This window comes from Streptomyces sp. NPDC087859 (assembly GCF_044742595.1).
GTDB classification, from domain to species: Bacteria; Actinomycetota; Actinomycetes; order Streptomycetales; family Streptomycetaceae; genus Streptomyces; species Streptomyces canus_F.
On the sequence record NZ_JBIUUU010000013.1, the window covers coordinates 18,802 to 45,262 of the forward strand.

Annotated in this window: 26 protein-coding genes and 2 pseudogenes; 14 read left to right on the forward strand and 14 right to left on the reverse strand. The window is 69.9% G+C overall.

Annotated features, from left to right (window positions below; translation table 11 throughout):
* The first annotated feature begins 10 nt into the window (after positions 1 to 10).
* From ACIOHP_RS30475 to ACIOHP_RS30485, 3 genes are read left to right on the forward strand one after another with little or no spacing between them, the layout of a single operon-like run.
* Positions 11 to 571, forward strand: coding sequence for a 2Fe-2S iron-sulfur cluster-binding protein (locus ACIOHP_RS30475; protein ID WP_401892452.1), 561 nt, complete (start codon positions 11 to 13; stop codon positions 569 to 571).
* Positions 568 to 1,560: an FAD binding domain-containing protein gene (locus ACIOHP_RS30480; RefSeq protein WP_401892454.1), complete on the forward strand. Its 993-nt coding sequence runs from the start codon at positions 568 to 570 to the stop codon at positions 1,558 to 1,560. Before ACIOHP_RS30475 ends, ACIOHP_RS30480 begins: the two co-directional genes overlap by 4 nt.
* Positions 1,561 to 1,596: 36 nt before the next feature.
* Positions 1,597 to 3,693, forward strand: coding sequence for a xanthine dehydrogenase family protein molybdopterin-binding subunit (locus tag ACIOHP_RS30485; RefSeq protein WP_401892456.1), 2,097 nt, complete (start codon positions 1,597 to 1,599; stop codon positions 3,691 to 3,693).
* A 140-nt stretch (positions 3,694 to 3,833) separates the two neighbouring features.
* Here the strand turns inward: ACIOHP_RS30485 and ACIOHP_RS30490 are convergent, their stop codons facing one another.
* Positions 3,834 to 4,151, reverse strand: coding sequence for a beta-galactosidase trimerization domain-containing protein (locus tag ACIOHP_RS30490; protein ID WP_401892458.1), 318 nt, complete (start codon positions 4,149 to 4,151; stop codon positions 3,834 to 3,836).
* 14 nt (positions 4,152 to 4,165) lie between these two features.
* Positions 4,166 to 5,421, reverse strand: a pseudogene (locus ACIOHP_RS30495) (beta-galactosidase).
* A 329-nt stretch (positions 5,422 to 5,750) separates the two neighbouring features.
* Here ACIOHP_RS30495 and ACIOHP_RS30500 point away from each other — a divergent pair.
* The 5 genes from ACIOHP_RS30500 to ACIOHP_RS30520 all read left to right on the forward strand — a co-directional run bounded on the left by ACIOHP_RS30500 (position 5,751) and on the right by ACIOHP_RS30520 (position 11,558).
* A complete protein-coding gene (locus tag ACIOHP_RS30500) occupies positions 5,751 to 7,139 on the forward strand; it encodes a GH1 family beta-glucosidase (protein ID WP_401892459.1) in 1,389 nt (462 codons plus the stop codon).
* A complete protein-coding gene (yicI, locus tag ACIOHP_RS30505) occupies positions 7,136 to 9,418 on the forward strand; it encodes an alpha-xylosidase (protein WP_401892460.1) in 2,283 nt (760 codons plus the stop codon). The genes ACIOHP_RS30500 and yicI overlap by 4 nt, the downstream gene beginning before the upstream one ends.
* A gap of 162 nt (positions 9,419 to 9,580) precedes the next feature.
* Positions 9,581 to 10,123, forward strand: coding sequence for an NUDIX domain-containing protein (locus ACIOHP_RS30510; RefSeq protein ID WP_401892462.1), 543 nt, complete (start codon positions 9,581 to 9,583; stop codon positions 10,121 to 10,123).
* A 77-nt stretch (positions 10,124 to 10,200) separates the two neighbouring features.
* Complete coding sequence (locus ACIOHP_RS30515; protein ID WP_401892463.1) at positions 10,201 to 10,620, forward strand: VOC family protein; 420 nt, start codon at positions 10,201 to 10,203, stop codon at positions 10,618 to 10,620.
* A gap of 362 nt (positions 10,621 to 10,982) precedes the next feature.
* Entirely contained in the window at positions 10,983 to 11,558 is a 576-nt protein-coding gene (locus tag ACIOHP_RS30520) for a dihydrofolate reductase family protein (protein WP_361556517.1), read from the forward strand.
* Here the strand turns inward: ACIOHP_RS30520 and ACIOHP_RS30525 are convergent.
* On the reverse strand, positions 11,540 to 12,250 hold the full coding sequence (locus tag ACIOHP_RS30525; protein WP_401892465.1) for a helix-turn-helix domain-containing protein: 711 nt from the start codon (positions 12,248 to 12,250) through the stop codon (positions 11,540 to 11,542). The two genes, ACIOHP_RS30520 and ACIOHP_RS30525, sit on opposite strands and share 19 nt — an antisense overlap.
* A 246-nt stretch (positions 12,251 to 12,496) precedes the next feature.
* On the opposite strand from ACIOHP_RS30525, the gene ACIOHP_RS30530 reads away from it, so the two are divergent.
* On the forward strand, positions 12,497 to 12,829 hold the full coding sequence (locus ACIOHP_RS30530) for a hypothetical protein (RefSeq protein WP_401892468.1): 333 nt from the start codon (positions 12,497 to 12,499) through the stop codon (positions 12,827 to 12,829).
* 156 nt (positions 12,830 to 12,985) lie between these two features.
* On the opposite strand, the gene ACIOHP_RS30535 is transcribed toward ACIOHP_RS30530, so the two are convergent.
* The 3 genes from ACIOHP_RS30535 to ACIOHP_RS30545 all read right to left on the reverse strand — a co-directional run bounded on the left by ACIOHP_RS30535 (position 12,986) and on the right by ACIOHP_RS30545 (position 15,711).
* Positions 12,986 to 13,423 carry a glutaredoxin domain-containing protein gene (locus ACIOHP_RS30535; protein ID WP_401892469.1) on the reverse strand — a complete coding sequence of 146 codons (438 nt, stop codon included), beginning with the start codon at positions 13,421 to 13,423 and terminating at the stop codon, positions 12,986 to 12,988.
* Between the two features lie 72 nt (positions 13,424 to 13,495).
* Positions 13,496 to 14,008, reverse strand: a complete 513-nt coding sequence (locus ACIOHP_RS30540; protein ID WP_401892472.1) for a hypothetical protein — start codon at positions 14,006 to 14,008, stop codon at positions 13,496 to 13,498.
* On the reverse strand, positions 14,005 to 15,711 hold the full coding sequence (locus tag ACIOHP_RS30545) for a PHP domain-containing protein (RefSeq protein ID WP_401892474.1): 1,707 nt from the start codon (positions 15,709 to 15,711) through the stop codon (positions 14,005 to 14,007). The genes ACIOHP_RS30540 and ACIOHP_RS30545 overlap by 4 nt, the downstream gene beginning before the upstream one ends.
* A gap of 257 nt (positions 15,712 to 15,968) precedes the next feature.
* On the opposite strand from ACIOHP_RS30545, the gene ACIOHP_RS30550 reads away from it, so the two are divergent.
* Together ACIOHP_RS30550 and ACIOHP_RS30555 are read left to right on the forward strand one after the other, a co-directional pair.
* Positions 15,969 to 16,277 carry a hypothetical protein gene (locus ACIOHP_RS30550; RefSeq protein WP_401892475.1) on the forward strand — a complete coding sequence of 103 codons (309 nt, stop codon included), beginning with the start codon at positions 15,969 to 15,971 and terminating at the stop codon, positions 16,275 to 16,277.
* 81 nt (positions 16,278 to 16,358) lie between these two features.
* Complete coding sequence (locus ACIOHP_RS30555; RefSeq protein ID WP_401892477.1) at positions 16,359 to 17,381, forward strand: LLM class flavin-dependent oxidoreductase; 1,023 nt, start codon at positions 16,359 to 16,361, stop codon at positions 17,379 to 17,381.
* Positions 17,382 to 17,738: 357 nt separating this feature from the next.
* Here the strand turns inward: ACIOHP_RS30555 and ACIOHP_RS30560 are convergent, their stop codons facing one another.
* Both ACIOHP_RS30560 and ACIOHP_RS30565 read right to left on the reverse strand, forming a co-directional pair.
* Positions 17,739 to 18,137 (reverse strand): MmcQ/YjbR family DNA-binding protein, encoded by a 399-nt coding sequence (locus ACIOHP_RS30560; RefSeq protein ID WP_401892480.1) that lies wholly within the window; start codon positions 18,135 to 18,137, stop codon positions 17,739 to 17,741.
* Complete coding sequence (locus ACIOHP_RS30565; RefSeq protein ID WP_401892483.1) at positions 18,134 to 18,529, reverse strand: MmcQ/YjbR family DNA-binding protein; 396 nt, start codon at positions 18,527 to 18,529, stop codon at positions 18,134 to 18,136. The genes ACIOHP_RS30560 and ACIOHP_RS30565 overlap by 4 nt, the downstream gene beginning before the upstream one ends.
* A gap of 234 nt (positions 18,530 to 18,763) precedes the next feature.
* Here ACIOHP_RS30565 and ACIOHP_RS30570 point away from each other — a divergent pair, with 234 nt between their 5' ends.
* Positions 18,764 to 19,594, forward strand: a complete 831-nt coding sequence (locus ACIOHP_RS30570) for a helix-turn-helix domain-containing protein (protein WP_401892485.1) — start codon at positions 18,764 to 18,766, stop codon at positions 19,592 to 19,594.
* 263 nt (positions 19,595 to 19,857) lie between these two features.
* Here the strand turns inward: ACIOHP_RS30570 and ACIOHP_RS30575 are convergent, their stop codons facing one another.
* The 3 genes from ACIOHP_RS30575 to ACIOHP_RS30585 all read right to left on the reverse strand — a co-directional run bounded on the left by ACIOHP_RS30575 (position 19,858) and on the right by ACIOHP_RS30585 (position 21,887).
* A complete protein-coding gene (locus ACIOHP_RS30575; protein ID WP_401892487.1) occupies positions 19,858 to 20,289 on the reverse strand; it encodes a YybH family protein in 432 nt (143 codons plus the stop codon).
* A gap of 80 nt (positions 20,290 to 20,369) precedes the next feature.
* Complete coding sequence (locus tag ACIOHP_RS30580) at positions 20,370 to 21,350, reverse strand: alcohol dehydrogenase catalytic domain-containing protein (RefSeq protein WP_401892924.1); 981 nt, start codon at positions 21,348 to 21,350, stop codon at positions 20,370 to 20,372.
* 243 nt (positions 21,351 to 21,593) lie between these two features.
* A complete protein-coding gene (locus ACIOHP_RS30585) occupies positions 21,594 to 21,887 on the reverse strand; it encodes a hypothetical protein (RefSeq protein ID WP_401892489.1) in 294 nt (97 codons plus the stop codon).
* A 102-nt stretch (positions 21,888 to 21,989) separates the two neighbouring features.
* Between ACIOHP_RS30585 and ACIOHP_RS30590 the strand changes: the two genes are divergently transcribed.
* Complete coding sequence (locus tag ACIOHP_RS30590; protein ID WP_401892490.1) at positions 21,990 to 22,262, forward strand: hypothetical protein; 273 nt, start codon at positions 21,990 to 21,992, stop codon at positions 22,260 to 22,262.
* Here ACIOHP_RS30590 and ACIOHP_RS30595 read toward each other — a convergent pair.
* The 3 genes and pseudogenes from ACIOHP_RS30595 to ACIOHP_RS30605 form a co-directional block, all read right to left on the reverse strand.
* Positions 22,242 to 22,817 (reverse strand): annotated as a pseudogene (locus tag ACIOHP_RS30595) (hypothetical protein). The gene ACIOHP_RS30590 and the pseudogene ACIOHP_RS30595 overlap by 21 nt on opposite strands.
* A 223-nt stretch (positions 22,818 to 23,040) precedes the next feature.
* Positions 23,041 to 23,541: a hypothetical protein gene (locus ACIOHP_RS30600; protein WP_361556494.1), complete on the reverse strand. Its 501-nt coding sequence runs from the start codon at positions 23,539 to 23,541 to the stop codon at positions 23,041 to 23,043.
* A gap of 293 nt (positions 23,542 to 23,834) precedes the next feature.
* Positions 23,835 to 24,209, reverse strand: a complete 375-nt coding sequence (locus ACIOHP_RS30605) for a peptidase inhibitor family I36 protein (RefSeq protein WP_361556491.1) — start codon at positions 24,207 to 24,209, stop codon at positions 23,835 to 23,837.
* Between the two features lie 1,188 nt (positions 24,210 to 25,397).
* On the opposite strand from ACIOHP_RS30605, the gene ACIOHP_RS30610 reads away from it, so the two are divergent.
* The gene (locus ACIOHP_RS30610) at positions 25,398 to 26,063 is read left to right on the forward strand and encodes a hypothetical protein (RefSeq protein ID WP_401892493.1); all 666 of its coding nucleotides are present in this window, start codon (positions 25,398 to 25,400) and stop codon (positions 26,061 to 26,063) included.
* Positions 26,064 to 26,461: the final 398 nt, after the last annotated feature.

A 26,461-nucleotide genomic window follows, 5' to 3' on the forward strand; every position in this document is an offset into this window, starting at 1 on the left:
GGAGGTCTCTATGGATTCCGACGCCGCGCGCGCTACCTCCGCCTCATCCGGCAGCCATCACTCGGACGTCACTCTGCGGGTGAACGGCAAGCCGCACACGCTCACCGTCGACCACCGTTCCGTTCTGCTGGACGTGCTGCGTGAGGACCTCGACCTCATCGGCGCCAAGAAGGGCTGTGACCACGGCCAGTGCGGCGCATGCACGGTCCTGGTCGACGGCCGCCGTGCCAACAGCTGCCTGCTGCCCGCCGTCGCCCTGGACGGCGGCGACATCACGACCGTCGAAGGACTCTCGGGGGACGGCGAGGACCTCCATCCGCTCCAGCGCGCCTTCCTGGACCGCGACGCCTTTCAGTGCGGCTACTGCACCCCAGGACAGATCTGCAGCGCCCTGGGCGCGGTCGCCGAGGCGGCGGCCGGCCATCCCTCCCACGTCACCGACCCCGCCACCCCCTCCGGACAGCCCGTACCGCTGGGCGCGGACGAGATCCGTGAGCGGCTCAGCGGCAACCTCTGCCGCTGCGGCGCCTACCCGCACATCGTCGAAGCCGTCCAGGACGTGATCTCGTGAAGCCCTTCGGATACATCCGCGCGGGCAGCGCCGAGGAGGCGGCCGACGCGTACGCCTCGCATCCCGGCGCACGGTATCTCGGCGGCGGCACCAATCTCGTCGATCTGATGAAGCTCGGCGTGGAAGAGCCGGCCACCCTCGTCGACGTCAGCCGGCTGCCCCTGGACTCGGTGGAGGCGCTGCCCGACGGCGGGCTGCGGATCGGGGCCACCGTCCGCAACAGCGACCTCGCGGCCCACCCTCTGGTCCGTGACCGCTACCCGGCGCTCTCACAGGCGCTGCTCGCGGGCGCCTCCGGGCAACTGCGCAACATCGCCACCACGGGCGGCAACCTTCTCCAGCGCACCCGCTGCCCCTATTTCCAGGACACCGCCAAACCCTGCAACAAACGCGAGCCGGGCAGCGGCTGCGGCGCCCGGGACGGCGTCCATCGCGACCACGCGGTACTGGGGCATTCGCCGCAGTGCGTCGCCACGCATCCCTCCGACATGGCCGTAGCCCTGTCCGCCCTCGACGCACGCGTCGAGTTGTACGGGATTGACGGCGAACGCTCCGTCCCCGCCGCCGAGTTCCATCGGCTGCCCGGTGACCACCCTGAGCGTGACACCGAGATCCGCCCCGGCGAACTCATCACCGCGGTCGTCCTACCGGCCGCCGCGGCCGGGCTGCCGTCCCTCTACCGCAAGGCCCGCGACCGCGCCTCGTACGCCTTCGCCCTCGCCTCGGTCGCCGCGGTCCTGCACATCGGCGACGGCGTCGTCCAGCACGCCGGGATCGCTTTCGGCGCGCTGGCCCACCGGCCCTGGCGCGCCCGGCGCGCGGAGGACGCCCTGCTGGGCGCCGCGCCCACGACCGCCGCCTTCGAGCGTGCCGTGGACCTCGAACTCTCCGCCGCCCAGCCCCTGCGGGACAACGCCTTCAAAGTGCGTCTGGCCCGCAGTCTCGCCCTCGACGTCCTGACCAGGCTGGCGCCGCCGGCCAGCACCTGACAGCCGACTCGCCACTGGCAGCCCCAGGAGGACTCCATGGCCGACACCGACACCGCGCTGGGCGCGCCCGCCGAGCGCCGGGAGGGCCGTGACAAGGTCACTGGCGCGGCCCGATATGCCGCCGAACATCCCGTCTCCGGCCGGGTCCACGCGTGGCCCGTGGCAGCCGCCATCGCAAGTGGTTCGGTCCGCACGATCGACACCGGCGAGGCCCTGCGGCTTCCCGGGGTCCTGACCGTACTCACCCACGAGAACGCTCCCCGGCTCGCCGACCCCGACGACCCCACACTCGCCGTCCTGCAGAACTCCCGAGTTCCGCACCGCGGTTGGCCGGTCGCCCTGGTCGTCGCGGAGACGCTGGAAGCGGCCCGGTCCGGTGCCGCGGCGGTGCGTGTCGAGTACGCCGCACGGGACCATGACGTGACTCTCACCGAGAACCATCCGGGAGCGTACGTCCCCGACGAGGCCAACGGTGGCTACCCGGCCCAGCGGGAACAGGGCGATCCCGAGGGCGCGTTCACAGCCGCCGCGGTCCGCGTCGACGCCGACTATCGGGTGCCGCCGCTGCACAACCACCCCATGGAACCGCACGCGGCCACCGCCCACTGGGACGACGACCGGCTCGTCGTGCACGACTCGAGCCAGGGCGCCACGGTCGTACGAGCCACACTCGCCGCGCTGTTCCGGCTTCCCGAGGACCGGGTCACCGTCATGTCCGAGCATGTCGGCGGCGGCTTCGGATCCAAGGGCACCCCACGCCCCCACGTGGTGCTCGCCGCGATGGCGGCACGGCAGACCGGACGACCTGTCACCGTTGCCCTGCCCCGCCGCCTCCTGCCCGCCCTCGTCGGCCATCGCGCGCCCACCCTGCACCGCCTCCGCCTCGGCGCCACCGAACAGGGTTCCCTCACCTCGCTCCGGCACGAGGTCACCACGCACACATCCCGCATCAAGGAGTTCGTCGAACAGGCAGCTGTGCCCGCCCGCATCATGTATGCCGCGCCGAACAGCCGCACCGGCCACCGTGTCGTACCGCTGGACGTTCCCAGCCCGTCCTGGATGCGCGCGCCCGGCGAGGCACCGGGCATGTACGCCCTGGAATCGGCCATGGACGAACTCGCCGTGGCACTCGGGATGGACCCCGTCGAGCTGCGCATCGCGAACGAGCCGGACACCGAACCGGACAGCGGCAAACCGTTCAGCAGCCGGCACCTCGTCGAGTGTCTGCGTGAGGGCGCCCGGCGCTTCGACTGGTCGCACCGGGATCCGCGGCCGGGCACCCGTTCCGCGGGCCCCCTGCTGCTGGGATCGGGGGTGGCGGCCGCGATGTATCCCGTGCTGATCCAGCCCTCCACCGCCAGCGCGCAGGCGCGGCCGGACGGAAGCTTCGTCGTGCGGGTCAACGCGACCGACATCGGCACCGGTGCCCGCACGGTCCTCGCGCAGGTCGCCGCCGATGCCCTCGGTGTCCCGCTGGAGCGGGTCCGTACCGAGATCGGGAACAGTGACCTGCCGTCGGCATCACTGGCCGGCGGCTCCTCGGGCACCGCCTCGTGGGGCTGGGCGGTCCACCTGGCGTGCACACGGTTGCGCACGGTTCTCGCCGAACACACGGGATCCCTGCCCGAGCCGGGCCTCACCGCGAGCGCCGACACGGAAGGCAACGCGGACGCCGACAGCGACTACTCGCGGCACGCCTTCGGCGCCCACTTCGCCGAGGTCAGCGTCGACACGGTCACCGGGGAGGTCCGGGTCCGCCGCCTGTTGGGCGTGTACGCGGCGGGGCACATACTCAACGCCCGTACCGCCCGCTCCCAGTTCATCGGCGGCATGACGATGGGCCTGGGCATGGCCCTGACCGAGGGCAGCACCATGGACGCCGCGTTCGGCGACTTCACCGAGGCGGACCTGGCCGCCTACCACGTACCCGCCCATGCCGACGTGCCCACCGTCGAGGCCCATTGGATCGACGAGGACGATCCCCATCTCAACCCGATGGGCAGCAAGGGCATCGGCGAGATCGGGATCGTGGGAACGGCTGCGGCCATCGGCAACGCCGTCCACCACGCCACCGGTGTCCGGTACCGCGAACTCCCCCTGACGCCGGACCGCGTGCTGGCCGGGCTCCCGTAGCTCGGTTCCTTCGCTCACTGGGGGCCGGTGTCACCGGTCCTGTGCGGCAGGCCCCGGTGCGGCGGCGAGGACGCGGACATCCCGGGCACCGAGCCGCACGGGCGTTCCGGCCGGGACCGCGCTGGCGTCCAGGGCGTCGGTCAGGTCCGCCGGGGCCTGGGCGGTGGCCGGCTGCCAGCTCCAGTTGTGAACGACATGGACGCGCCGACCGTCGGGGCGGTGCCCACGCACGTGACGCGGCCCGCGCCGTGGCGTCGGGTGGTGACGGCGGGCCAGCGCCCGAAGTACGGGTGGTCGTACTCGGCCAGCACGTCGGCGTCCTCGACGGCCAGACCCTCCGCCCACCGGGTGGCCACCGCGTCGCCCGGCAGCTGGAGCGAGCCGTCCGGTGCGGTGCGAAGCGGCAGGTCGGTGTGCAGGTTGCTGAACTCGTCGTACCGGACGCCTGCGGCCCTCACCAGTCGCGCCGGTGTCACCTCGTGGCGGGCCCGCGCCTCGTGGTCGCCGTAGCCGGTGCGGGGACGAGGACGAGGTGGCCGCCCGCCTGCGCGTAGGCGCCGAGCCGGTCGAGCGTCCCGTCGTCGGCCACGTACAGCCCCGGTGCGATGAGCACGGGGTGCCGTTCGGCTGCCAACTCCGGTGCGACGCGAGGGCGTTCACCGCTTGGGTCGTGCAACGGGCGGGAGTGCAGGATGCGTACCTGCCGTCCCGCCTCGAACGCCCCCCGGTAGAACGGTTCGAAGATCCCCTCGTACGCGTGCGCGTCCGGCCCACCGTCCGGGTCCGCCAGCGGCGGGTACTTGCGCATCAGCCACTTGCTCGGCGCCGAGTACACCATCGCGATGTCCGCGTCCGGTGTGAGCCCGGCGACCAGATCTCCGGCACGCTCGAACTCAACGCCCGGCCGGGCGAGTTCGCGGTACGCGCGCCCCGGTTGTCCGCTGTGCGGGAGGATTCCGCCCCAGTACGTCTCGGTGCCGAAGTGCAGCGTGTGCCAGTGCCAGTACTCGATCATGCGGGCTCCGCGCGACCAGCGCCCACGCCGCCTGCCGCCACTGCCCGTCGAAGGCGGGCCGGTTGTCGGACGTGCCGCCGATGGCCTGGGCGTTGGTCTCCGTGATCAGGAACGGTTCCTGGCGCGAGGAGTAGATCCGGTCGGCGCTGTGGTGCAGCGCCCATGCCCCGTACGCCATCCATTGCCCCGGCAGCTTCTCGTGCGGCGGCTCGGGCATGGTGAGGCTGTCCTGCATGTCGTAGTACGGGTTGCCCGCAGTGACGTCCAGGCTGTCGGTGAGCTCGTCGTCCTCCAGGCCGGGAAAACCGCGTAGGCGAGGCACATGGTGACGAACTGGCCGGGCCGGGCGTACTCGCGCACGATGCCGGCCTGCCACGTGATGAACTCGGTGGTCTGCCGCGCCTCGAACGCCTGCCAGGTCGTACTGGGGCTGGGCATTGCCCTCCGGCCTCCACAGGTCCGCCCAGGTGCTCAGCCGGTGCGACCAGTACGTCAGACCCCACTCGCGATTGAGGTTCTCCATATCGCCGTAGCGCTGCCGCAGATGGGTGCGAGGCGTGCCGGGCGACGATCCGGCGGATCACGCGCTCCGCGTGGAAGCGGAACGCGGGGTGGGTGTAGTCCACGTCCTGTCGGCCGCCCCACGCCGCGGGCTTTCCGGCCGCGTCCTCGGAGGCTGTCTCCGGATACTGCCGGGCGAGCCAGGGCGGCACCGCGTACGTCGGAGTTCCGAGGACGACGGAGATGCCGCGCTCGCGTACTCGTGGTAGTAGGCGGCGCCGAACAGGACGCGCGCGGGCAGATCGGCAGTCATTCGAAGCCCTTGGGAGACGTGTGGATCCCGGCGGCCGGGACGAGGACGCGGAGCAGTCGAAGCGCTTCAATCGAAGATGAACGCTAATGAGGAATTTCGGACGGAACTAGGGGAGCGAGTCGAGGAAACCCTCTTCCTTGGCAGGGCATTGACATGACATCTTGGACGATGACAGCGTCGAAGCGCTTCACCATCTGACCCTTCTCCTTCTTGTGGAGGTGTCCCTCCGTGGGTGCTTTCCTCCCCGCCGGCTTCCGCTTCGGAGCCGCGACCGCCGCCTACCAGATCGAGGGGGCCCACGATCAGGACGGCCGCGGCCCCTCCATCTGGGACACCTTCAGCCACACCCCCGGCCGCACCCTCGGCGGCGCCACCGGCGACACCGCCTGCGACCACTACCACCGCCACCGCGAGGACATCGGCCTGCTGCGCGGGCTGGGCGTCGACGGCTACCGGTTCTCGATCGCCTGGCCCCGCCTGCTGCCCGAGGGCACCGGGCCGGTCAACGCCAAGGGCCTGGATTTCTACGACCGGCTGATCGACGAGTTGCTGGCCGCCGGTGTCGCACCCGCCGTCACGCTCTATCACTGGGACCTGCCCCAAGCCCTGGAAGACCGCGGTGGCTGGCGCGTCAGGGAGACCGCCGAGGCCTTCGCGCAGTACGCGGCCCTCGCCGCCGAGCGTTACGGGGACCGGGTGGAACGCTGGATCACCCTCAACGAGCCCTACTGCTCCGCCTTCGTCGGCTACGCCGAGGGACGGCACGCGCCCGGCGCCCAAGAGGGCCGCGGCGCGCTGGCCGCCTCTCACCACCTGCTGGTCGCCCACGGCCTCGCCGTACCCGCGCTGCGCGCCGCGGGCGCCCGGGAGATCGGCATCACCCTCAACCTCGACCGTATCCACGCCGCCTCCGACCGGCCCGAGGACCGCGCCGCCCTGCGTCGCGCCGAGACCCTGCACAACGACATCTGGACGGAACCGCTCCTCGCCGGCCGCTACCCCCTCCATGAGGACGAGACCTGGGCCGGACTCGCCGACGGCCCCTGGCGCCTGCCCGGCGACCTGGACCTGATCGGCGCCCCGCTGGACTTCCTGGGCATCAACTTCTACCGGCCCCTCACCGTGACCGACGCGCCCCATCAGGTGGCCGACCCCCAGCAGCGCACCGCCGTGGACGTGGGCGTTGCCGAACTGGACCCGTACGGCACCCGGCACACCACCATGGGCTGGCCGGTCGTTCCGTCCGCGTTCACGGAACTGCTCCGTGACCTCGACGCCCGCTACCCGCACCTGCCCCCGATCTGGATCACCGAGAACGGCTCCGCGGAGGCCGACACGGTCTCACCCGACGGCCTCGTCCACGACCCCGACCGCATCCGCTACCTGACCGACCACCTCGCCGCCGTGGCCGACGCCATCGCCGCCGGCGTCGACGTACGCGGCTACTACGCCTGGTCACTGCTCGACAACTTCGAGTGGGCGCGCGGTTACGACCAGCGCTTCGGACTGGTCCACATCGACTACGACACCCAGAACCGCACCCCGAAGGACAGCTACCACTGGTACCGGGGCCTGATCAGCGCGCACCGCGCGCGGACGGAGGAAGCCGCCCGATGAAGTTCACGGACGGATACTGGCTGATGCGTCCGGGCTGCACCGCCCGCTACGCGGCCGAGGTCGCTGACGTCCGCGCCGAGGACCACCGGCTGACCCTGTACGCACCCGTTAAGCACGTGAGCCGGCGCGGGCAGACCCTCAACAGCCCGCTGCTGACCGTGGAGTGCTGGTCCCCGGCCGAGGGGATCATCGGCGTACGGACCACCCACCATGCCGGATCGGTGCGCCGAGGGCCGGAGTTCGCGCTGTCCGGTGCCGATGCGGAGGCCGGCAAGGTGCACCAGGACGGCGCGGTACGGGAGCTGACGTCCGGTGAACTGACGCTGCGGGTGGACACGGAGCAGCCATGGCGGCTGGAGTTCACCGCCGGTGGGCGCGTCCTGACCTCCGCCGGCGAGCGCGGCACCGGTTTCGTCACCGACGCCGAGGGCCGTCACCACATGGTCGGCCAACTCGCCCTGGACGTGGGGGAACTGGTCTACGGGCTGGGTGAGCGATTCACGCCGTTCGTCAAGAACGGGCAGACAGTGGACATCTGGCAGGCCGATGGTGGCACCAGCAGCGAACAGGCGTACAAGAACATCCCCTTCCACCTGACCAACCGTGGGTACGGCGTTTTCGTGAACCACCCCGGCAAGGTCAGTTACGAGGTCGGCTCGGAGAGCGTCGGACAGGTCCAGTTCAGCGTCGAGGACCAGTCGCTGGAGTACTTCATCGTCTACGGGCCGACCCCGAAGCAGGTCCTGGAGCGCTACACCGCGCTCACCGGCCGCCCGGCGCTGCCGCCCGCCTGGGCCCTGGGCCTGTGGCTGACCACGTCGTTCACGACCGATTACGACGAGGCCACGGTGGCTCGTTTCATCGACGGCATGACCGAGCGCGGCATCCCGCTGAGCGTCTTCCACTTCGACTGCTTCTGGATGCGCGGCTACCAGTGGTGCGACTTCGCCTGGGACTCCGACACCTTCCCCGACCCGGCCGGCATGCTGAGCAGGCTCCGGCAGCAGGGGCTGCGGGTCTCCGTCTGGATCAATCCGTACATCGCGCAGAAGTCGGCGCTGTTCGAGGAGGGCATGCGCGAGGGCTACCTGGTCCGGCGCCCGGACGGCAGCGTGTGGCAGTGGGATCTTTGGCAGCCCGGCATGGCTCTGGTGGACTTCACCAACCCGGCTGCGCGCGACTGGTACACCGGCAAACTGAAGACGCTGCTCGACCAGGGCGTGGACTGCTTCAAGACCGACTTCGGCGAGCGCATCCCCACCGACGTCGTCTGGCACGACGGCTCCGACCCCGAGCGGATGCACAACTACTACACCCACCTCTTCAACCAGGCCGTCTTCGAACTGCTGCGCGCCGAGCGGGGTGAGGGCGAGGCGCTGCTGTTCGCCCGCTCCGCCACGGCGGGCGGCCAGCAGTACCCGGTCCACTGGGGCGGCGACTGCGAGTCCCACTTCAGAGCCATGGCCGAGTCGCTGCGCGGCGGACTCTCTCTCGGTCTGTCCGGCTTCGGTTTCTGGAGCCATGACATCGGCGGCTTCGAGGGCACCCCGACCGCAACCGTGTTCAAGCGCTGGGTGCAGTTCGGGCTGCTCTCCTCGCACAGCCGCCTGCACGGCAGCAAGTCGTACCGCGTGCCGTGGGACTACGGCGAGGAGGCCGTCGACGTCACCCGCGAGTTCACCCTGCTCAAGCACCGCCTCGCCCCGTACCTCCAGCGTGCCGCGCAGCAGGCGCACACCACTGGTGTTCCGGTGATGCGCGCCATGGTGCTGGAGTTCCCCGACGACCCGGCCGCCGCCACCCTCGACCGGCAGTACATGCTCGGCGACGATCTGCTCGTCGCCCCGGTCTTCACCGACGACGGCACCGTCGAGTACTACGTACCGGAGGGCACCTGGACCAATGTGCTGACGGGCGCTCAGGTCACCGGCCCCAGCTGGGCCCGTGAGCGGCACGACTTCCACACCCTGCCGCTGCTGGCCCGCCCGGACTCGGTCATCGCGCTGGGCGCCGAGGACCAGCACCCGGTCTCCGCCTGGGCGGACGGCGTCGAACTGCGGGTGCATGCCTTCGCCGACGGCGCCGAGCGCACCGTGGTGATCCCCAACACCGACGGCCCCGGTGAGACGGCACGCTTCCACCTGCGCCGCCGGGGCGACCGCCTGCACGTGAGCACCGACAGCCCGCACGCGTGGCAGCTGCGGATCGGTGGCCCGCACGCCACCGTGCACACCTGGCCCGTCGGCACGCCGGAGGCCGAGCTGCCGTATCCGGCCTGATCTCGACGGACGGGACGGAATGCCCTCAGTCCGTCCACCGTTGCAGCAGCCCCTGGAACGTGGGGCGCGCCGGCGCCGGGCACGCCCAGGTGCCGACCCTGCCCGGGGCCACGCACAGCGTGACCTTTCGTCCGGAGTGTTGGAGTTCGCCCGACGGGGCTGATGGCCTGGCCCTCTGGGCATTTCGGTCGGGTGTCAGTGGTGTCTGGGACCGTGTGCGTCGTGGATGAATTCGTGGAACGTGTCGATGCTCAGGACCGAGCGCTGGGAGTGGTCAGCCGGAGGGAGGCCGTCCGGGAGGGCTGGCTGCATCGGGTGGGCGTGGTGGTGTGCCGCGATGGGCAAGGTCGCTTTCTCGTCCATCGGCGTGCCGAGCAGTTGTCCCGTTTCCCAGGGCACTACGAACTCGGTGTCGGGGGCGCTGCGGGAGTCGGCGAGTCCTATGAGCAGGCGGCTGCCCGCGAACTCAGTGAGGAGCTGGGGGTGCGGGCGACGGTCTGCCTTCGGTTCAAGTTCCTCAACCGGGGCGGGCTCAGCCCTCACTGGCTCGGGGTGTGCGATGCCGTGCTTCCCGAGATCGGCGCCCCCGATCGGGGAGAAGTGGCCTGGCATGGATGGCTCAGCGAGTCCGAGCTGCGGCGGACCCTGCAGCAGTGGACCTTCACTCCTGACAGCCAGGCGATTTTCGGTCGGTATCTGACCTGATGCACCGTCAGGAAGCGTGGGCAGCGGCCCTTTGACCACTCCACTCCCCTTCAGGGCCCCAGTACAGTGGGCCAACCATGCCCGGACTCTTCGGAATCAACCACCTGACGCTGTCCACCCCCGACCTCGACCGGCTCGTGGCCTACTACACGCAGCTGCTCGGCGCGGCGCTCGCCTTCGAACGCGCCGCAACCTCTTCTGATCCGCGCATCGCGGTTCTCGATGTGGGCGGAGACGACCATCTCATGATCGTCGAGACCGCCACCGTCCCCGCGACCGGTCTCGACCCACTCCAGAAGGCAGGATGGGGGCTGCGCGTGGGATCCCACGAGCGACTGTGTGAGGTCCGGGCGCACATCCTGGCCGCCGGGTGGCCGGTCGGGCCGATCGAGACACTGCCCACCCAGTGGACGATGACGGCCCGGGACCCCGACGGACGTCCCGTGGACATCCGGGCCCACCGCCCGCGCACCGCGTCGCCGCGGCCCACCGGCTGACCACAGACGCCCAGCAACAACGTCCCTCTGCCACAGCACCAGAGGCGCGGCCAACGCAGCGCAGGCCCCCTGTTGGGCAGGGTCCCAGCGGTCGCAGGACGTCGGCCGGCCTCGCAGGTGGCTGTCATGCCTTCCGGATCACGGATACGACCACGGCTTCTCAGAGCGAGTACGCCAAGTCGGCCGCGCCAGTGCCGCCGGCCGGACGGTCATCGCGTAGCGCCAAAGCGGCTGCACCGCCACAGGGCAGACACGGCGTCCCGGAGCCGTCACCCACTCGATGTCGTTTCCGTCCAAGACCCCCGCCCCCGCCGCGATCTAACCTCGTCCCAGAAACTCGGCCCGTGATGAGGAGACAGCAGATGCGTACCTTGGTCTACACCGGATTCATGTCGCTCGACGGCGTTCTGGACTCACCCGGAGGACCTGAGGAAGGGCACCGCAGTGGCGGCTGGGTGGTGAAGGACCTGGAGTTCGTCCCGGAGGCCTGGGCGCTGAAGGGCGAGGAACTTTCCGACACCACGGCGCTGATGTTCGGCCGCCGCAGTTACGAGGCCTTCGCGTCGGTCTGGCCCGCCTCGGAGGACCACGCCTCCTACAAGGAGCTGCCCAAGTACGTGGTGTCGAGCACGCTGTCGGACGATGCCCTCGTCGATGGGTGGGGGCCGACGACGATCCTGCGCACGACGGAGGACATCGCAAAGCTCAAGGAGAGCGAGGGCGGCTCCATCTACATCCACGGAAGCGCGGAACTGGCGCGCCGGCTGTCGGAGGCGGGCCTGATCGACCAGTACAACCTGCTCGTCTTCCCCGTCCTGCTCGGCGCCGGCAAGAGCCTGTTCCACCGGGCCGACTCCGACAAGCAGATGCTGTCGCTGCGGGAGTCGGAGAGCTACTCCAACGGGATCATGAAGCTGATCTACGACGTCAAGCGCTGATCCAGGTCGAGCGCGATCGCCCCGCCGATGCCGTCCCGCAGTTGTCCGACGGTGCGTCCCACGTAGGTGCGCAGCGCCCGGGCGAGGTGCGGCTCGTCGAAGTACTCGAGCTTGGCGACGACGTCGGCGGCCGTATCGCCGGCCGCCAGCAGCTCCGCCGCGGTACGGGCCCGCTCGATCTGCCGGACGGCGCCCCGCGTCAGGCCGGTGGCGGCCCGGAAACGGCGTTCGACGGTCCGTCCCGACACGTCCGGCTCGTGGCCTCGCAGGACATCGGCGACGAGCAGGTCACGCACCACGATCCCGGACTTGACCAGCCGCTCCACCAAGGCCTCGGCGTCATCGGCGCCCGGGGTCTCCCAGCGCGCGCCGTCCAGCAGGAACGTCCGGCGTGTGGTGTCGGGGAGCTCGACGCCGCCGTCGACCAGCTCCGGCGTGGGCAGGGCCCGAAGCGAGGTGCCCACGGCGAAGTCGATGCCGGTGAAGACAGCGCCCTCCGGGACCGGTGCCGTGCTGGTCCGGGTCTCGGGGCCGGTGACGGCCGCGTAGGAACGGCCGTCCTGCTCCCAGAACACCAGGCCCCAGCGCACCACCGCCACGGATGTCATCGCCGTGACCTGCTCGCTGGTGCAGGTCCATACGCTGTCGACCCACGGCGAGTTGGACCGACGTATCTCGAAGCGCAGCTCCACGAGCGCAGAATACGCCGCGCGGGGCTGTGGGCACCGGTCGGCAACGGGTCGTGACGGGCCTCGCGGACACCTTCGACGGAGGGACCAGCGGCTTCGCGATCGCTCGCCTTCGCCGACAAAGCCCCGAGACCGGTGACCGTCCCGCAGGACATCGGGCGCGGGGTCGACGGATGCTGACGGCTCGCCCCGCTGCAAGCCATGATCAGCGGTAGCGTCTGCGGGCGATGAGGTGGCAGGAGGTAGAACGTGGCCGAGTTGACCAGCCGCCGGGAGTACGACGTCGACGTCGACTTCGGTGGCTTCGCACTGCAGGACGCCGACGACCGCCACGTGCCGGTGCGGTTTCCCGAGGGATTCCAGCGCGGGACCCTCCTTGCCGCGCTTCCGTCCTCGGGACAGCTGCGCCAGCGATCCGTGGCAGGCGGTCCGATGCCCGACCGGATCCCCCTCGCCGATCACTCCAGCACCTGGTCGGTGCGGGTGGTGTGCACCGGCCGTGCCGCCATGGCAGAGTACGACGAGGAAGACCTGGCAGAGGGCATCGAGCAGTATCTCGCCCAGTTCTGGCCCGCGGCCTGAGCCGCGAAGGCGGCAGGCACCCGGCCAGAGGCGGCACACCGCCAGGCCCGAATCGTGCGGGCCAGCGAAGACGTACAGGCCGCCCAGATGCAGTGCGCGAGGGGCATCAGGGGGTGGCCCCGCCGTCAGCCCTTCTGCGCCAGGGCGCCGTTCTGATCACGCGGAAGAGGAGACCTGTTCGCGTACCCATGCAGGGTCGGGGTTGGTGTGTGGACGACCCGCCACGACGACGGTCGGCACGGTCTCGTTGCCATTGTTGGCTGCCCTCACCGCTGCGGCTCCTGCCGGGTCGCGCCAGATGTTGACCCAGTGCAACTGGCGGGCGCTGCGGCCCAGCCGGATGCGCAGTCGCATGCAGTACGTGCACCCTGGCCGCCAGAAGACGACAGGGCGACCGTCGACCGCGCTGCGGCGTTCTGCCTCCTCCGCACCGATCGACCTCGGGTAGATCAGGGGCGAGTTGACACCGGCGAGCGCGAGGAACGCCAGCAGGAGAGCTGAGGCTGTGGCGAGGCTCCCCTCGGAGATCAGCTCAGTCGCGACGGCTGAGCCGCAGAGCACAAGCAGCATCGGCAGGATCCAAGCGCGCATCATGATGACGCAGGCTATCGATGAGTCGAAACGCTTCTGGAACCAGGCCGCTCACCTGGGGCATGGCGCGGGCTGTCAGTGGTCCGCGCAGCACGGGGTCGGTTCCGGCACCTCGAACGGGACGAGGGCTCCCCCAGCCGCCGGCATGGCCGTCAGCACGAGCTCGCCGCCCTCCCATTGCGGGCGCACGTGGTCGCGCGTCACCAGCAACGTGCCGGGAGCCGGTGGGCCGTGGACGCCCAGTACCGTCACGCGGTCGATCGCGGAGCGCGAGAGCAGCTCCGTGACCGTCAGCGTGCCGGTGAGGGCGGCGGCCCCGGGGTAGAGCACCGCACGGCCCACCGGGTCGGGCAGACCGTCCCGCACCTCGTGGCCCCGGTCCGTGAGCCGCTCCTTGACGGTGCGCAGGAGCGGCTCGGACGGCACCGCGAGAGAGAGGGCGACACGCGGGCGGTCTCCCCGCACCAGGTGCGTACAGCCGAACACGCCTTCAGTCAGGGCGAGTTCGGCGGCCACCTCCTGGAGCAGGTGATCGGCCGCACGCAGATCGCGGACCCCGGGGTCCACTGTGAGGGCGTACCGCGTCACGACGGCAGGACCCAGATCGGGTTGGAGTAGAACCACAGGTCGAGCCACGGGTCGGCGTCGCCCACGACGTCGATCGCGGGGCCCGCCGGGTCGACCGCCGCGCCCATCGCTCCGACGGCGGTCCGGTTGCCGTCGCTGCCGCGCAGACGGACATACAGCGGGCGGTCCACGCGGCCGAGCTGGTGGGTGAGCCGGACGACGCCGGAGGACTCGTCCACCTCGTACGAGCGGACCACCTTCGCCGTCGGTGCGGTGAACGTGTCCTTGTCCGCGACCGGTCCCGTGACACCGCCCTGGATGACGTCCACGCGCGCCAGCTTCGGGACGTATCCGGCCCAGTTGGGGCCGTCGGCGAGCACCACGTCGACCGTCAGCGTGACGTTCGTGCCCTTCTTCACGTGCAGGGCGCCGCCCAACGTGGCCCAGCGTCCGCCGCCCGACACTCGGGCGTCCAGGCCGCTGAGGAGCTGTCCGTGGTCGACCCAGACGCGACCTCCACGGATGCCGTCCATGACGGCGGCGTAGGAGAAGCCGTCGGCGCCGACATGCGTACGGCTGTACTGGCCGGGCCAGTAGTCGCCCTGGGTGATGTCGATCTTGCCGCCGTAGACGGGGTCCTCGTGCCGCCCGTTGACGGTGAAGTCCCCGCCGGGTCCCCGCACGGCGGTGTCGCCGTACACCTGGTGGCTGTCGCTGTTGGCGGTGATCCACCACGGCTTGCCCTCGGCGAGGAGACTGTCCCAGAGTCCGCCGACCGTGGCGGTCATCCAGTCGAAGCCGCCCCAGGTGCGGTAGCTCTCCAGCGGGTAGCCCGCAAAGGAGCCGGCGCTGGGGCTGTTGTCGTAGATGCCGCGGGCGCGGGCCATGCCGAGGGGCGCGGGCAGGCCGGCGGCCTGGTGGCCGGGGGCGCCCTCGAAGCCGACGGCTATCTGGCGGCCCGAGCCGGTCGCGTCCCGCCAGCCCCGGATCTCGTGCGGGGAGTCGACACCGCGCCGAGCCGGGTGGTTGGCGAGCATCAGAGCGTCCTTCACCTTGCGCCGCTGCACCTGCTCGGCGAGGAAGTTGAGGCCCGCGATGGCCAACGCCTCGTTGGCGGGCGTGGAGTCGCTCGCACCCTTCACACTGCCGTCGTAATCGGTCTCGAACTGCTTGAGGACGGCGACCTCGTTCTTGCCCGGGTGCACGAAGACGGTGCCGTGCTCGGCGGCCGGGATGTTCCACTCCAGGCCCTGGAAGACGAGCGTGTCCTTGTAGGCGGCGCGGGCCTCCTTGATGTCCGGGTTCACCTTGTCGACGCCGATCTTGGCGTGCGTGGTGCTGCCGTGGTCGGTGATGACCATCCAGTCCAAGCCGTACCGGGCGCCCTGGCGGACCTGGTCGACGACGCGGTACTTGCCGTCGCTGCTGTACTGGGTGTGGATGTGGTGGTCGCCGGCCAGCCACAACAAGCCGTGGGACCGTCGGCCGGCGGAACCGGCGGCGGGCGCGGCGGCGGCCGGCGTGGCAGCGGCGAGGACGTTGCCGGCGGCCAGTCCCGCGCCGAGCAGGCCGGCCCGGCGCAGCAGGGTGCGGCGGGACTGCTCCTCGGGCGTGAGGGCCTCGTCGGGCACAGAGGGGTCGAAGGTCGCGGGCAGGGCGGAGGCCGCCTCGTGCGCATGACCGTGATCGTCATCGTGTCCGTGGTGGTGATGTCCGTGCCCCATGACGCCTCCTGGTTGCCGCTGCCTTCTGCGGCTGCCTTCCGCCGCGCGACCGCGCCGCGTATGTGGAGGATCAAGGCGACAGATGAACGGTGAACGAGCGGGGAATGACCGACGGGCGCCCCGCATGCGGCAGATCGTCACTCCGGCCCTTACCCAACGGCCTTGCGGATAAGGCTGGTTGACCGGCGCGTGCGCGATCGTGAAGGAACCACGGAGGCCAACGATCAACCTGGGAAGGCTGGAGCTAGATTCTTCGCATGCCTTCGCATCTCAGTCACGGTGCTTCCGGAGCCCTCCGACGCTTTGCCGGATGGCTCGCCCGGGGGTCCGCGGGCCACCCGATGCTGGAAGGCATCGACTACTGGGAGGAATTGCGTGACTCGCCTTCCCAGATGGAGATCTGCGTCGCCATCTTCGCCAACGTCCTCGAACTGGATGAGCAGGGAGAACCGGTCAACGAGAAGTACGCGGAGCGCCGGGCCGCAGCCTGGCTCTACCGGTACTGCACCGGGGAGCTGCCTCCAGGGGAGCCGGACATCGAGCCATGGGAATGCCGACTTCATTGACCAATGGCCAGCCCGGCTCGAGCTTCCCCCCACCGCGGTGGGTGCCGGGAATGAACGACGACCTTGATTGTTGAAAGCGGTATGAAAAAGATCGGGTTCCTGTCCTTCGGACACTGGACGCCATCGCCGCACTCGCAGACACGCTCCGCGGCGGATGCGCTCCTCCAGGCGATCGACCTCGCAGTCGCGGCGGAGGAGCTGGGCGCCGACGGCGCGTACTTCCGGGTCCATCACTTCGCGCGGCAGTACGCCTCGCCGTTCCCGCTGCTCGCTGCCATCGGCGCGCGTACCAGCCGGATCGAGATCGGCACCGGCGTGATCGACATGCGTTACGAGAACCCGCTGTACATGGCCGAGGACGCGGGCGCAGCGGACCTCATCTCCGGTGGCCGGCTCCAGCTCGGCCTCAGCCGGGGATCCCCGGAACAGGTCATCGACGGCTGGCGCCACTTCGGGCATGTGCCGTCCGAGGGGATGACCGACGGCGACATGGCACGCGCCCACACCGAGCGCCTCCTCGATGTGCTGAAGGGCGAGGGGTTCGCGCAGCCCAACCCCAATCCGATGTTCTCCAACCCGCCGGGACTGTTGCGCGTCGAGCCGCACTCCGAGGGCCTCAGGGACCGTATCTGGTGGGGATCGAGCTCGAACGCCACCGCGGCGTGGGCGGCCACACTCGGGATGAACCTGCAGAGCTCCACCCTCAAGGACGACGAGAGCGGCGAACCGCTGCACGTCCAGCAGCGCAAGCAGATCGAGGCCTACCACGACGCCTGGCAAAAGGCGGGTCACGCCCGCCGGCCGCGGGTGTCCGTCAGCCGCAGCATCTTCGCCCTCGTCGACGACCGTGACCGCGCCTACTTCGGCCGCGAGTCCAACTCGAAGGACCAGATCGGCTACATCGACGCCAACACCCGCGCCATCTTCGGCCGCTCCTACGCCGCGGAGCCCGACATGCTGGTCAAACAGCTCGCCGAGGACGAAGCAGTCGCCGCCGCCGACACGCTGCTCCTCACCGTGCCCAACCAGCTCGGAGTCGCCTACAACGCCCACGTGATCGAGAGCATCCTCACGCACGTCGCTCCCGCACTGGGCTGGCGCTGACAAGCAGGACAGGGCGCGCTACGGCATGATGCGACCGGCCGGTGCCGTCGCACGGGCTCATGCACCACACGCCCGAACGTCGCGTCCACCGGCCTGGTCGCCTGCCGTCCCCGAAGAACCTGAGCGGTCGGCTCACGCAGACCACGGTGCGCGATGTCGGGGACGGCCTGGGTATGACAGCAGCGCGTGATGCCACTCGGCGGGACACCACCCTTCCGCGGCGCAGCCCCAGGCACCTTGGGCACGTCGCGGGCGCCGCACCGCCACCGAAACAGGTACGGCGCCATCGGTGAATCAGGCGATGGCGCCGTTCCAACGGATGGCATCTCAATCAGGACTCTGGTCACCCTGCCGATCTCACTCGCTGTCAGTCGCCGCCGCGTCGGAAGCCGGCCCATGCGGGCGCTCGCCTTGCGGCAGACCGGCGACGACCAGGTCGTACGAGTGCTCGACCGCATCGTTGATCAGCTGTTTCGTGATGCCCCGCCCGGGCCCCAGCGAGACCCAGTGCCGCTTGTCGAGATAGCGGCCCGGGGTGATCGACGCGTAGCCGCGCTCCAGTGCCCGCGCGTGCTCGGGCTCGCACTTGACCGTGATGATCTGGTCGTCCGGGTCGTCGGTGACGATCAGGAACACCTTGCCCGCGACCTTGTACACGTCGAGTCCCGGCGTGAAGGGGCGGCCCTGGCTGACGTCGGGCAGGGCGAGCGCCGCCTGTCGAGCGGTGCCCTGGAGGCGGTCACCGGCCGCGCTCACCGGGCCGCCCGTGTGCTGGTGCCGTAGGTGCGCGGGTCGACGGGCCGCTCGGCTTTGGGCAGATGGGCTACGACGAGCAGGTAGGAGTCGGTGACGAGTTCCCCGATGAGCTTCTGATCGACGCCTGTCCCGCCCTCCACAGTGATCCAGTGCTTCTTGTTCATGTGGTAGCCGGGGGTGATGTGGCTGTACTGCTCCCGCAGAGCGTGGGCCTCGCCGGGGTCCGCTTTGAGGACCACGACGGGGCGCCCCGGAACCTCGGTCATCAGCATGAACACCTTGCCTCCTACCTTGAAGACCTCCCAGTCCGGGCCGAAGGGATGTTCCAGCCGGGTCCCGGGAAGTCCCTCCGCGCACTCGGCGGCGAACATCTGCAGGGTCGATCCGTTCATGAGTGTTCCCTTCCTCGGGTGGTGGCGGACAGAGGCGTCGGCCAAAGGCGCGGACAGCGCTCTTCATCCTTTCCGGCGACGCGAGCGAAACAGTGGGTAAACTGCGGACACGTGATGGTCAGTAAGCGACACTCCAGGCAGTCTGCACGCGTCGGACGCAGCGAGCAGGCCGATCAGGCTGCGGTTCCGCTGTACGGCTTCCAGCCCCCGGTCGGCACTCCGTACGGCCTTGAGGTGAGCACCGTCGAGGACTTCTTCGCCGAGCACGACGACTGGCCGTGGAACCCGCCCCGGCCGGGCCGTGCCACCTTCCATTACCTGATCCTCGTCACCGAGGGCGAGCTGCTCCACGACGTCGACCACGTCACGCGGACCGTCACCTGCGGGCAATGGCTGTGGGTACGTCCCGGGCACGCGCAGTGCTGGCATCCGCCGGGTGCCGTACGCGGCTTGTTCATCCTGTTCGAGCCGGACGTGCTGACGTCCGATGCCGCCCGTCTGCTGGCCCCGCTCACCGCGCACGAGGCCCCTGCCGTACTGAGCCCGCACCCCGATGACGCGGCCTGGCTGCGGCAGACGGCGCTCCAACTCCTGGACGAACACCGTGCACTCGGGCGGCGCCGCCTCGATGTCCACCACGCCCTGCGGCGCAGCCTGCTCGAATCGCTGCTGCTGCGCCTTGCCAACTCCCCGGATGTCACCCCCGCCGGCGCGGCCGCGGACGGCACGGGCCGCAAGGACACGTACGCACGGTTCGTGGACGCCCTGGAGCTGCACTTCCGGGAGCTTCACCGGGCTGCGGACTATGCCGAGCTGCTCGGATGTTCGGTTCGTACCCTGAGCCGCGCGGCCCGGGACGCCGTCGGCAAGGGGGTGCGTGAGGTCATCGACGAACGGCGGCTGCTCGAAGCCCGGCGTCTGCTGGGAGGTGCCGGTTGGGACGCACGGGCTGTGGCCGTGCATCTCGGGTTCACCGATCCCGCGAACTTCGGCCGCTTCTTCCGTGGCCACACCGGTCTCACCCCGGCCGCCTTCGCGGCCCGCGAAGCCAGGACCGGCATGTGAGGCGGTCTCGGCACAAGCCCGCGCTCCCCCCGGCCGACCGATCGCCGGCTCGACGGGTCTGAGGGTGCGAGCACTTCGCGCAGGTAGCGGGCGGTGACGCTGCCGGGGCTGTCGACGGTCTGGTCGGGGTGCCGGTAGCGGTGATGCGTCCGCCTTGCGCGCCGCCGGGGCCCACTGCGTGCACCACGCCGAGGGCGAGCGAGAACCTGACCGAGCCGCAGACGTCGGCGATCGCGACGAGCTTGCCCAGGGGGGTTCCCCGGTCAGGACGCGATCGCGTCTGTCGCGGTCTGGGCGAACGCCCAGTTGGAGTGCACGATGCGCCACTCGCCGCCGATCAGCCGGTACGCCTCGGTGGCGTTCCAGGCGCGCAGCTGCCGCTCGTCGCCGTTGCCGTCGGGCACGTAGGTGTCCAGGTTGTAAGCCAGGACCGCGAAGTCACCGCCGTCGCTGACATGCACAACGGGGTTCAGGTACTCGTTGCGCACGATGTGCGGGTTGGAGTAGATCGCCTCGATGTGGGCGATGGTCGCGTCACGGCCGACGATCAGGTCCTTTTCGATCGGGTCGAAGTAGCTGATGCCCTCGGCGTAGTTGTCGAGGTAGCCGCGGTTGTCGCCGACGCTCCACCGCTCGTTGAAGGACTTCTCCAGTTCCAGGATGGTCTTGCTGATTTCTTCCTTGTTGACGCCCATGGCAGTGCCTTTCGTGCATGCCTCGGTCGGCCGGCTCCGGCCGACGCGGGTGTGTGTTTCTCAGCGGATGGGTGTGCTTCTCAGTCGTCCAGGAGCACCACGTGCTTGCCCGGCGTCATGCCGACCTCGACGTCTGCCTGGGCATCGCGAACCTGCTCCAGGCCGTGGTAGACCTTCGCGACCGGGGCCTTGAGCCGTCCGGCGGCGATGTCTTGCAGGTGCTGCTGGAACACCTGCGGGGGCAGGTCGGTGGCCCCGCCCGCGTAGCTGGTCAGCCCCACCCCGCTGGGGATCATGAACGGGGTGAAGTCGGGAATCGTCCACTGGCCTGCCAGGGCTCCGGTGAAGCAGACGGTGCCGTGGCGGCGGACGGTGCGGAAGGTGTCGGCGAGAACCGAGCAGCCCACCAGTTCCAGTACGGCGTCGACGCCGTCCGGCATCAGCTCGCGCACCTGGTCGGCGATGGTGCCGTTGTCGACCAGTGGATGGTCGACGCCGATGGCCCGCAGTTCCCCGGCCCGGTCCGGGCTGCGAGTGGTGGACAGCACGGTGGCTCCGAGGTCCTTCGCGATCGTGGCCGCGCTCAGTCCGACCGTGGAGGTGCCGCCGCGGATCAGCAGCGTCTGCCCCGCCTGCAGACCGAGGCCCGTGGAGAGGGAGCCGTAGGCGGTCTGGAACATCTCCGGCAGCGCGCCGGCCACTTCCCAGGGGAGCTCCGTGGCGAACGGGACGACCTGTCTCGCGGGGACGGTCACGTACTGCGCGTACGAGCCGTCGAAGGACCGGCCCATGCCGCCCATCATCGTCGCCACCTGCTGGCCCGGGCGCAGCCCGCTGCCCTCGTCGGCCTGATCGACCACACCGACGCCTTCGATGCCGGGGATGCGCGGGTAGGTGACCTCCGCGTCGGACTCGCCCTTGCGGGTGGTGACCTCGGACTCGTTGACGCCGAACGCCTTCACCTTGATGCGCACCCATCCGGGCTGCGGCTCGGGCATCGGCACCGTGGTGACCTGAAGGGCATCCAGGCCCCCGGGCCGAGTGACGACGACCGCTCGCATCGTCGCAGAGGCGACGCCTGCAGACCCTGCACGCTTGTCCATGCCAGCTCCTTACCTGTCGAGTACGACCCGCAGGGTCGCCACGCCGCGGCCCGCAGAGGGGTGCTCGCCGCAGCACCTCTCGATCTTCTGTCGACATCCAGCAAACGCTGAGTCAGTTGCGGACGTCTGATCGTCAAGGGAAGACATCCGGTGCAGCCGGCTTCGCAGGGCCTCGGGAGGGACAGGCTCAAGGCGTCCCGGTCAGGCCGCCGGGCGGCGAGGGACGGGACGCGGACCTTTCACCGGTGCCGTGACCAGCTCGTCGGTGTACCGGGCGAGGGCGTCCTCGGCCGTGGGGACGGGGCCGAACAGCTGCTCCTGGCGGCGGGGGTCGGCGACGTAACGGCCCGTGTCGAACCAGGCGAACATCGCGGTCATGTCCTTGACCAGGGGCATGAAGCGGCCGGCGACGGCTCCCACGGCGCGGGCGACGACGGAAGGGACGGCCCACACCCTGATCTTCGTTCCGGCTCTGTCGCCCATGAGGTCGGCCATCTCGCGCATGCTGATCGGACGGTCCCAGCCGATGTCGATGCGCGCTCACCGTTATCCGCCTCCGCGTCGACTGCGGCCGCCAGACAGGCCGCGAGGTCGGACATGAGGACGAAGGTCAGCGGAACGGTGCTCTTGCCGATCCAAGAGAAAGTATGGCTGGCCACATTAATAAGAAGCGGCGAGCGGACGGTCGGAGACTGCCCCGACGTCGGCCGCCTGGAACTGGGGTACCGATCCATGGACCTGCCTGTGTCCGACCGTGCGGTCTACGACCTGACCGTCTATACCGCCGAGCCCGGCACCTCTTCCGAAGCCCGGCTCAGGCTCCTTGCCAGTTGGGCAGCGACACAGCCGTCAGCCGCAGAGCCCACCTAGCCGTATCCGTCGGACCTGACCGACGGGGTGTTGGAGCCGCTTGGTGCCGTGATGGTGGATGCGGACGCGGTGGGCGGCCCATTGGGTGCGGAACTGGGGGCTGAGCGTGGACAGTTCACCGATGAGGTCGCGCAGGGGCCGGTCGCGGGGTTCGCGCCCGGCTTCTGCGCGCATCAGCGCGACGGTGGTCACGGCGGCGGCCTGCCAGTCCACGAAGAGGCCGGCTCAGCCCGGATCGAGGAAGAGGTAGCGGACGATGTTCGGCCGCCCGCGCCGGTCGATGGTGTCGTTGTCGAACATCGGCGCGTGCAGAGCACGGAACAGTGCGTTGTGGGCGACGACCTCCATGCGGCCGTTGCGTACGAAGGCCGACGACTTCGCCATGGAGTCGAGCATCCACTGGACGGAGGGCGAGACCTCGACATCCCTGCGGCAGCGACGTGCGCGCCGGGTGGCGCCGGCTGCTCGGGCCAGGTCGAACAGGTATCTGCGCTCGCCCTCGTCCAGTCGCAGGGCGCGGGCGATCGCTTCCAGAACGGGGCCGGACGCCTGCATGCGCCCCTGTTGCGCGACCTCCTCGCGCCGCAGCCCGGGTTCTCGGCGGGGTCCGCTGATGTGCAGTCCGACCAGTCGGCGGCATGGACCTGTTGTGGTCCATGCCGCCGGCCAACAAGTCAGCGCGCACTGAGCGGTTCGGCGCTCTCGGCCCCCTCATCGCGATCGGCGGCGTGATGTGGTGTTCGAGCCACGACTCCGGCGCGGCTGCGCGGCAGGCGATCTAGTACCAGGCGGTCTCGGCCAGCCGCTGGTCGTTGCAGAACAGCACCGCCTTGCTCAGCCGGCCGTCCAGGTTGTTGATCACCTTGGTGTAGGCGTAGTCGATTCCCGGGTCGACCGTCTCGAGTACCCACACGATCGTGGAACCGTCGCGGTTGCTGTGCGCAGCACAGCCCTGGGGCGCGTTCTCGATGCGGGCGAACGAGCCGCAGCCAGGGCTGTAGAAGTACTTCAGGGTGATGGTCCGCCCGGCGTAGACCGCCGTCTTCGTCGCGCCGCCAGGCACGTTGGGCTGGTAGTAACGTCCCGAGCACGAGGTCTGCTCGGGGTACAGGCCCTCGTTGGGCAACGTGCCGTACGACGCACTCTCCTTGGAAGCCGCCTGGGCCTGGAGCGGCGTCAGCGCCGCCAGGCCGAACGCGAGGGCGACGCCCAGCAGCGCGCGCAAGGTCAGCCGAGCCCGTGTCGTCGTCTTTCGATTTTCGACTCTCTGCAAGGACATGCTTCGCCTTTCGAGAACTCCGTGTTCAGGCTTGGTTGCGACCTATGAACGGCGTACGGCCGCTCTCTGTCCGTGCTCCGCCGGCTGATCCGCGCGTATCGGATGGCTGGCACGGCCCGGATCCGTCATGGTCTGGCGGAGAGGCACTGGGAGGAAACCGTCCCCGATGTCGGCCCGAACGGCACGACGCAGGACGGCGGTGTGACAGCTCACGGCGGGACCGGAGATATGTACCCGCTGGTCAGGTGACGTCCGTCTGCTGTACCCGGCACCGGTCACTCCCGCCGAGCGGCTCAGCATTCGCCCCGCCAGGTAGCCTCCCCGATCGTCGCGTAGATGATGTTCGCCTTGTACTGGCCCGGGCCGGGGTTGTAGTGCAGACAGATCCTGCGGACCGACGTGGTGTAGCCGTAGACGAGTTGGATGTGGTCGGCGCCTGGGGCCACGTACCCGTTGTTGAACACGGAGCCGACGCTGTGGATCTCGCCCTTCCAGTTGCCGTCTGTCGCCAGCAGCAGTGCGCCGCGCTGGTCCGGCTCCGAGTAGGCGCAGAAGTACCCCTTCGGGCAACCCGGCGGGTTGGGCTCGGCAGTGGCTGTGGGCGCGGTGACTATGACGGCCGCGAAGGCGGCGGCTCCGGCCAGTGTGCTCATGGCGCGCTTGCGCACAGTGGGTTCCTTCCCTGTCAGGACGGCATGGTGCTCGGTGTAACGGCTCCGACGGCATGCGACGGGGCAGCGGCGCTCGCCGCGCCGGCTGATACCTCGACGACCCACGTCCAGATGGCGTGGTGCCCCTTGCACTCGCGCCGAGGTGCGGTGGACGCACTCGGACGGCACTGCTGGACGTCGCGGTTCGATGTCTGAGCTCAGCGTTCTCGTTTGCGGAGGGCCTCAACGTAAAACGCGGTTGGAGAGAGGTGCTAACTTTTTGAAGACCGTCAAAACGTCTGGCACGGCAGCCTGATTGCCGTCACCGACGTGCAGGTCGCTGAATGAGGGTGTCGCGCGTCGTCAGGGCTGGCCGGCGAGCCCACACTCACCAGGGGAACGCGCCCGACCCCTGGAAGGAAGCCACGAAGTAGATCACCAAGGCCAGGAGGGCGAGGACAAACGCGGCAAAGACCTTCGCCCACATCGCTGTCTTACCGGGACCTTGGGACGACATGCTCGCTCCGGACGGACGCCTGGGCGTGGACGGTTGCCGACGCCGTGAGGATGGTAGCTCTCAGGGTGGATGCGTCCGAAGGACGCGGGCCTGTTCGGCCCGGTCGGGCGCAAGAACAGCTGGCAGTTGGCCGAGGACGCCAGTCACGACGGGCCGTACCGGCTGCGCCACTTGCTGTCGCGAAGCAGTGCGGATCCCGGCCAACTCCGGGACGACGTGCAGGCGTACGTGGCCCAAGGGCTCGGCACCCCGGACGTCGTCCCAGAGCATGGACGACACCGGATTCCTCAAGAGGGGTGTCTTCTCCCCGGGTGCAGCGGCAGTGCTCCGGCACGGCCGGGATGACCGAGATCCCCCAGCGGGAGTGCCCCCAGCCAGCCCAGGTGACAGGACACTCCAGCCGAGGTGTTCGACCCGGCGATCCACTGAGGCCAAGCACCCCCTCACCTGCGAGGCTGCCGCGTCCGGTCAGTGCGTCGGCGCCCGCATCGTCGTCCACCACCTCGATTGACCGCGGCGCCCGGAAGTGGTCCTGGAGGCAGCCGATCTCGCATATTTCGCCGGTCTGGTCACCGGTTCGCAACGGACGGCGTCAGGGTGATCGAAAGCGCCACGGTGTGGCTGAATATGGTCTCTCCAGCTCACGCGGTTACGCAGGCAACCGCTGCCACCACCTTGGGGGACACATCATGATGATCACGCATCGCCGCAGACAGACCGCGTTCCGGACGCTCGCCCTGACTGCATGGGCAGCCGGCGTCCTGGCGCTCACCGCCTGCTCCTCCACCTCCTCGGATGCGGAGGGTACGGCGGCGGCTGCCACTTCCTCACCGGCCAAGGGGGAGAACAGCGCCGAGGCAACGGCGTCCGCCAAAGCACTCCCCGCCGGGAAGGTCTCGGCGTCGCCCGACGGCAAGGTGCCCTCTCCCCCGGCATCCGCGACCTCACCGAAGGCATCGGCCGAGGGCTCGCCGGCTGCTGCCGGGACCGATGGCGAGGACGACGGCTGCGACCACAAGATGCCCATCTCGCCCGACGAGATCGCTGTCTACCGCTACACGCCCGAAGGCGGGTCCCTGAGCCTGATCATCCGGCACGGCAACTGGGGCTGCGGCACACCGGATTCCGATGGCGCGCCGTTCGAGACAGTCGGCAAGGAGACCTATCTGCCCCTGGATCAGGCGGCGTACATCACCGTCACCAACCCCATCGTGGCGAGCACCGAGAACCAGCCCATCGGTGTCCAGGAGTTCCTGGACTGGCTGGAAGCACACCCCGACAGCGGCCTGGTTTTCCAGTACCACCTCGGCGCGGACGGAGCCATCGACAACCTTGAGCAGATCTTCACCCCCTGACGCGGACGGGTCACCTACCCGCGCACCCGCCGACAGGGCCGAAGAGAAGAAGCTCTCCCGCTGCGGTACGGCAGCAGGGCCCGCGCTGCGCTGCCGGCGGTAGGTCCTCCCCGCCCGAGCAGAGTCGCGCGGCTGGCTGGTGCCGCGTCGACGGCCTCCACCATTTTCGCCTGCGCCGGGGGTTTCGACACGATCGCATGGCGAACCGTCGGGTCGTCCGGCCGCTGGCAGTCCGCAAGGACACTGAGCGCAGCGGCCGGACGTCTGTCCGCTCCACCGTTGGCGCGCAGTCGAGCCGGCAAGCCCCCGAGCAGGGTGCGCCCCCAGAAGCCGCCTTTGCTCACGCTGCGATCGTGACCCCGGCTACTGGCGACCCGGTTCTCCACATCGAAGCGGAT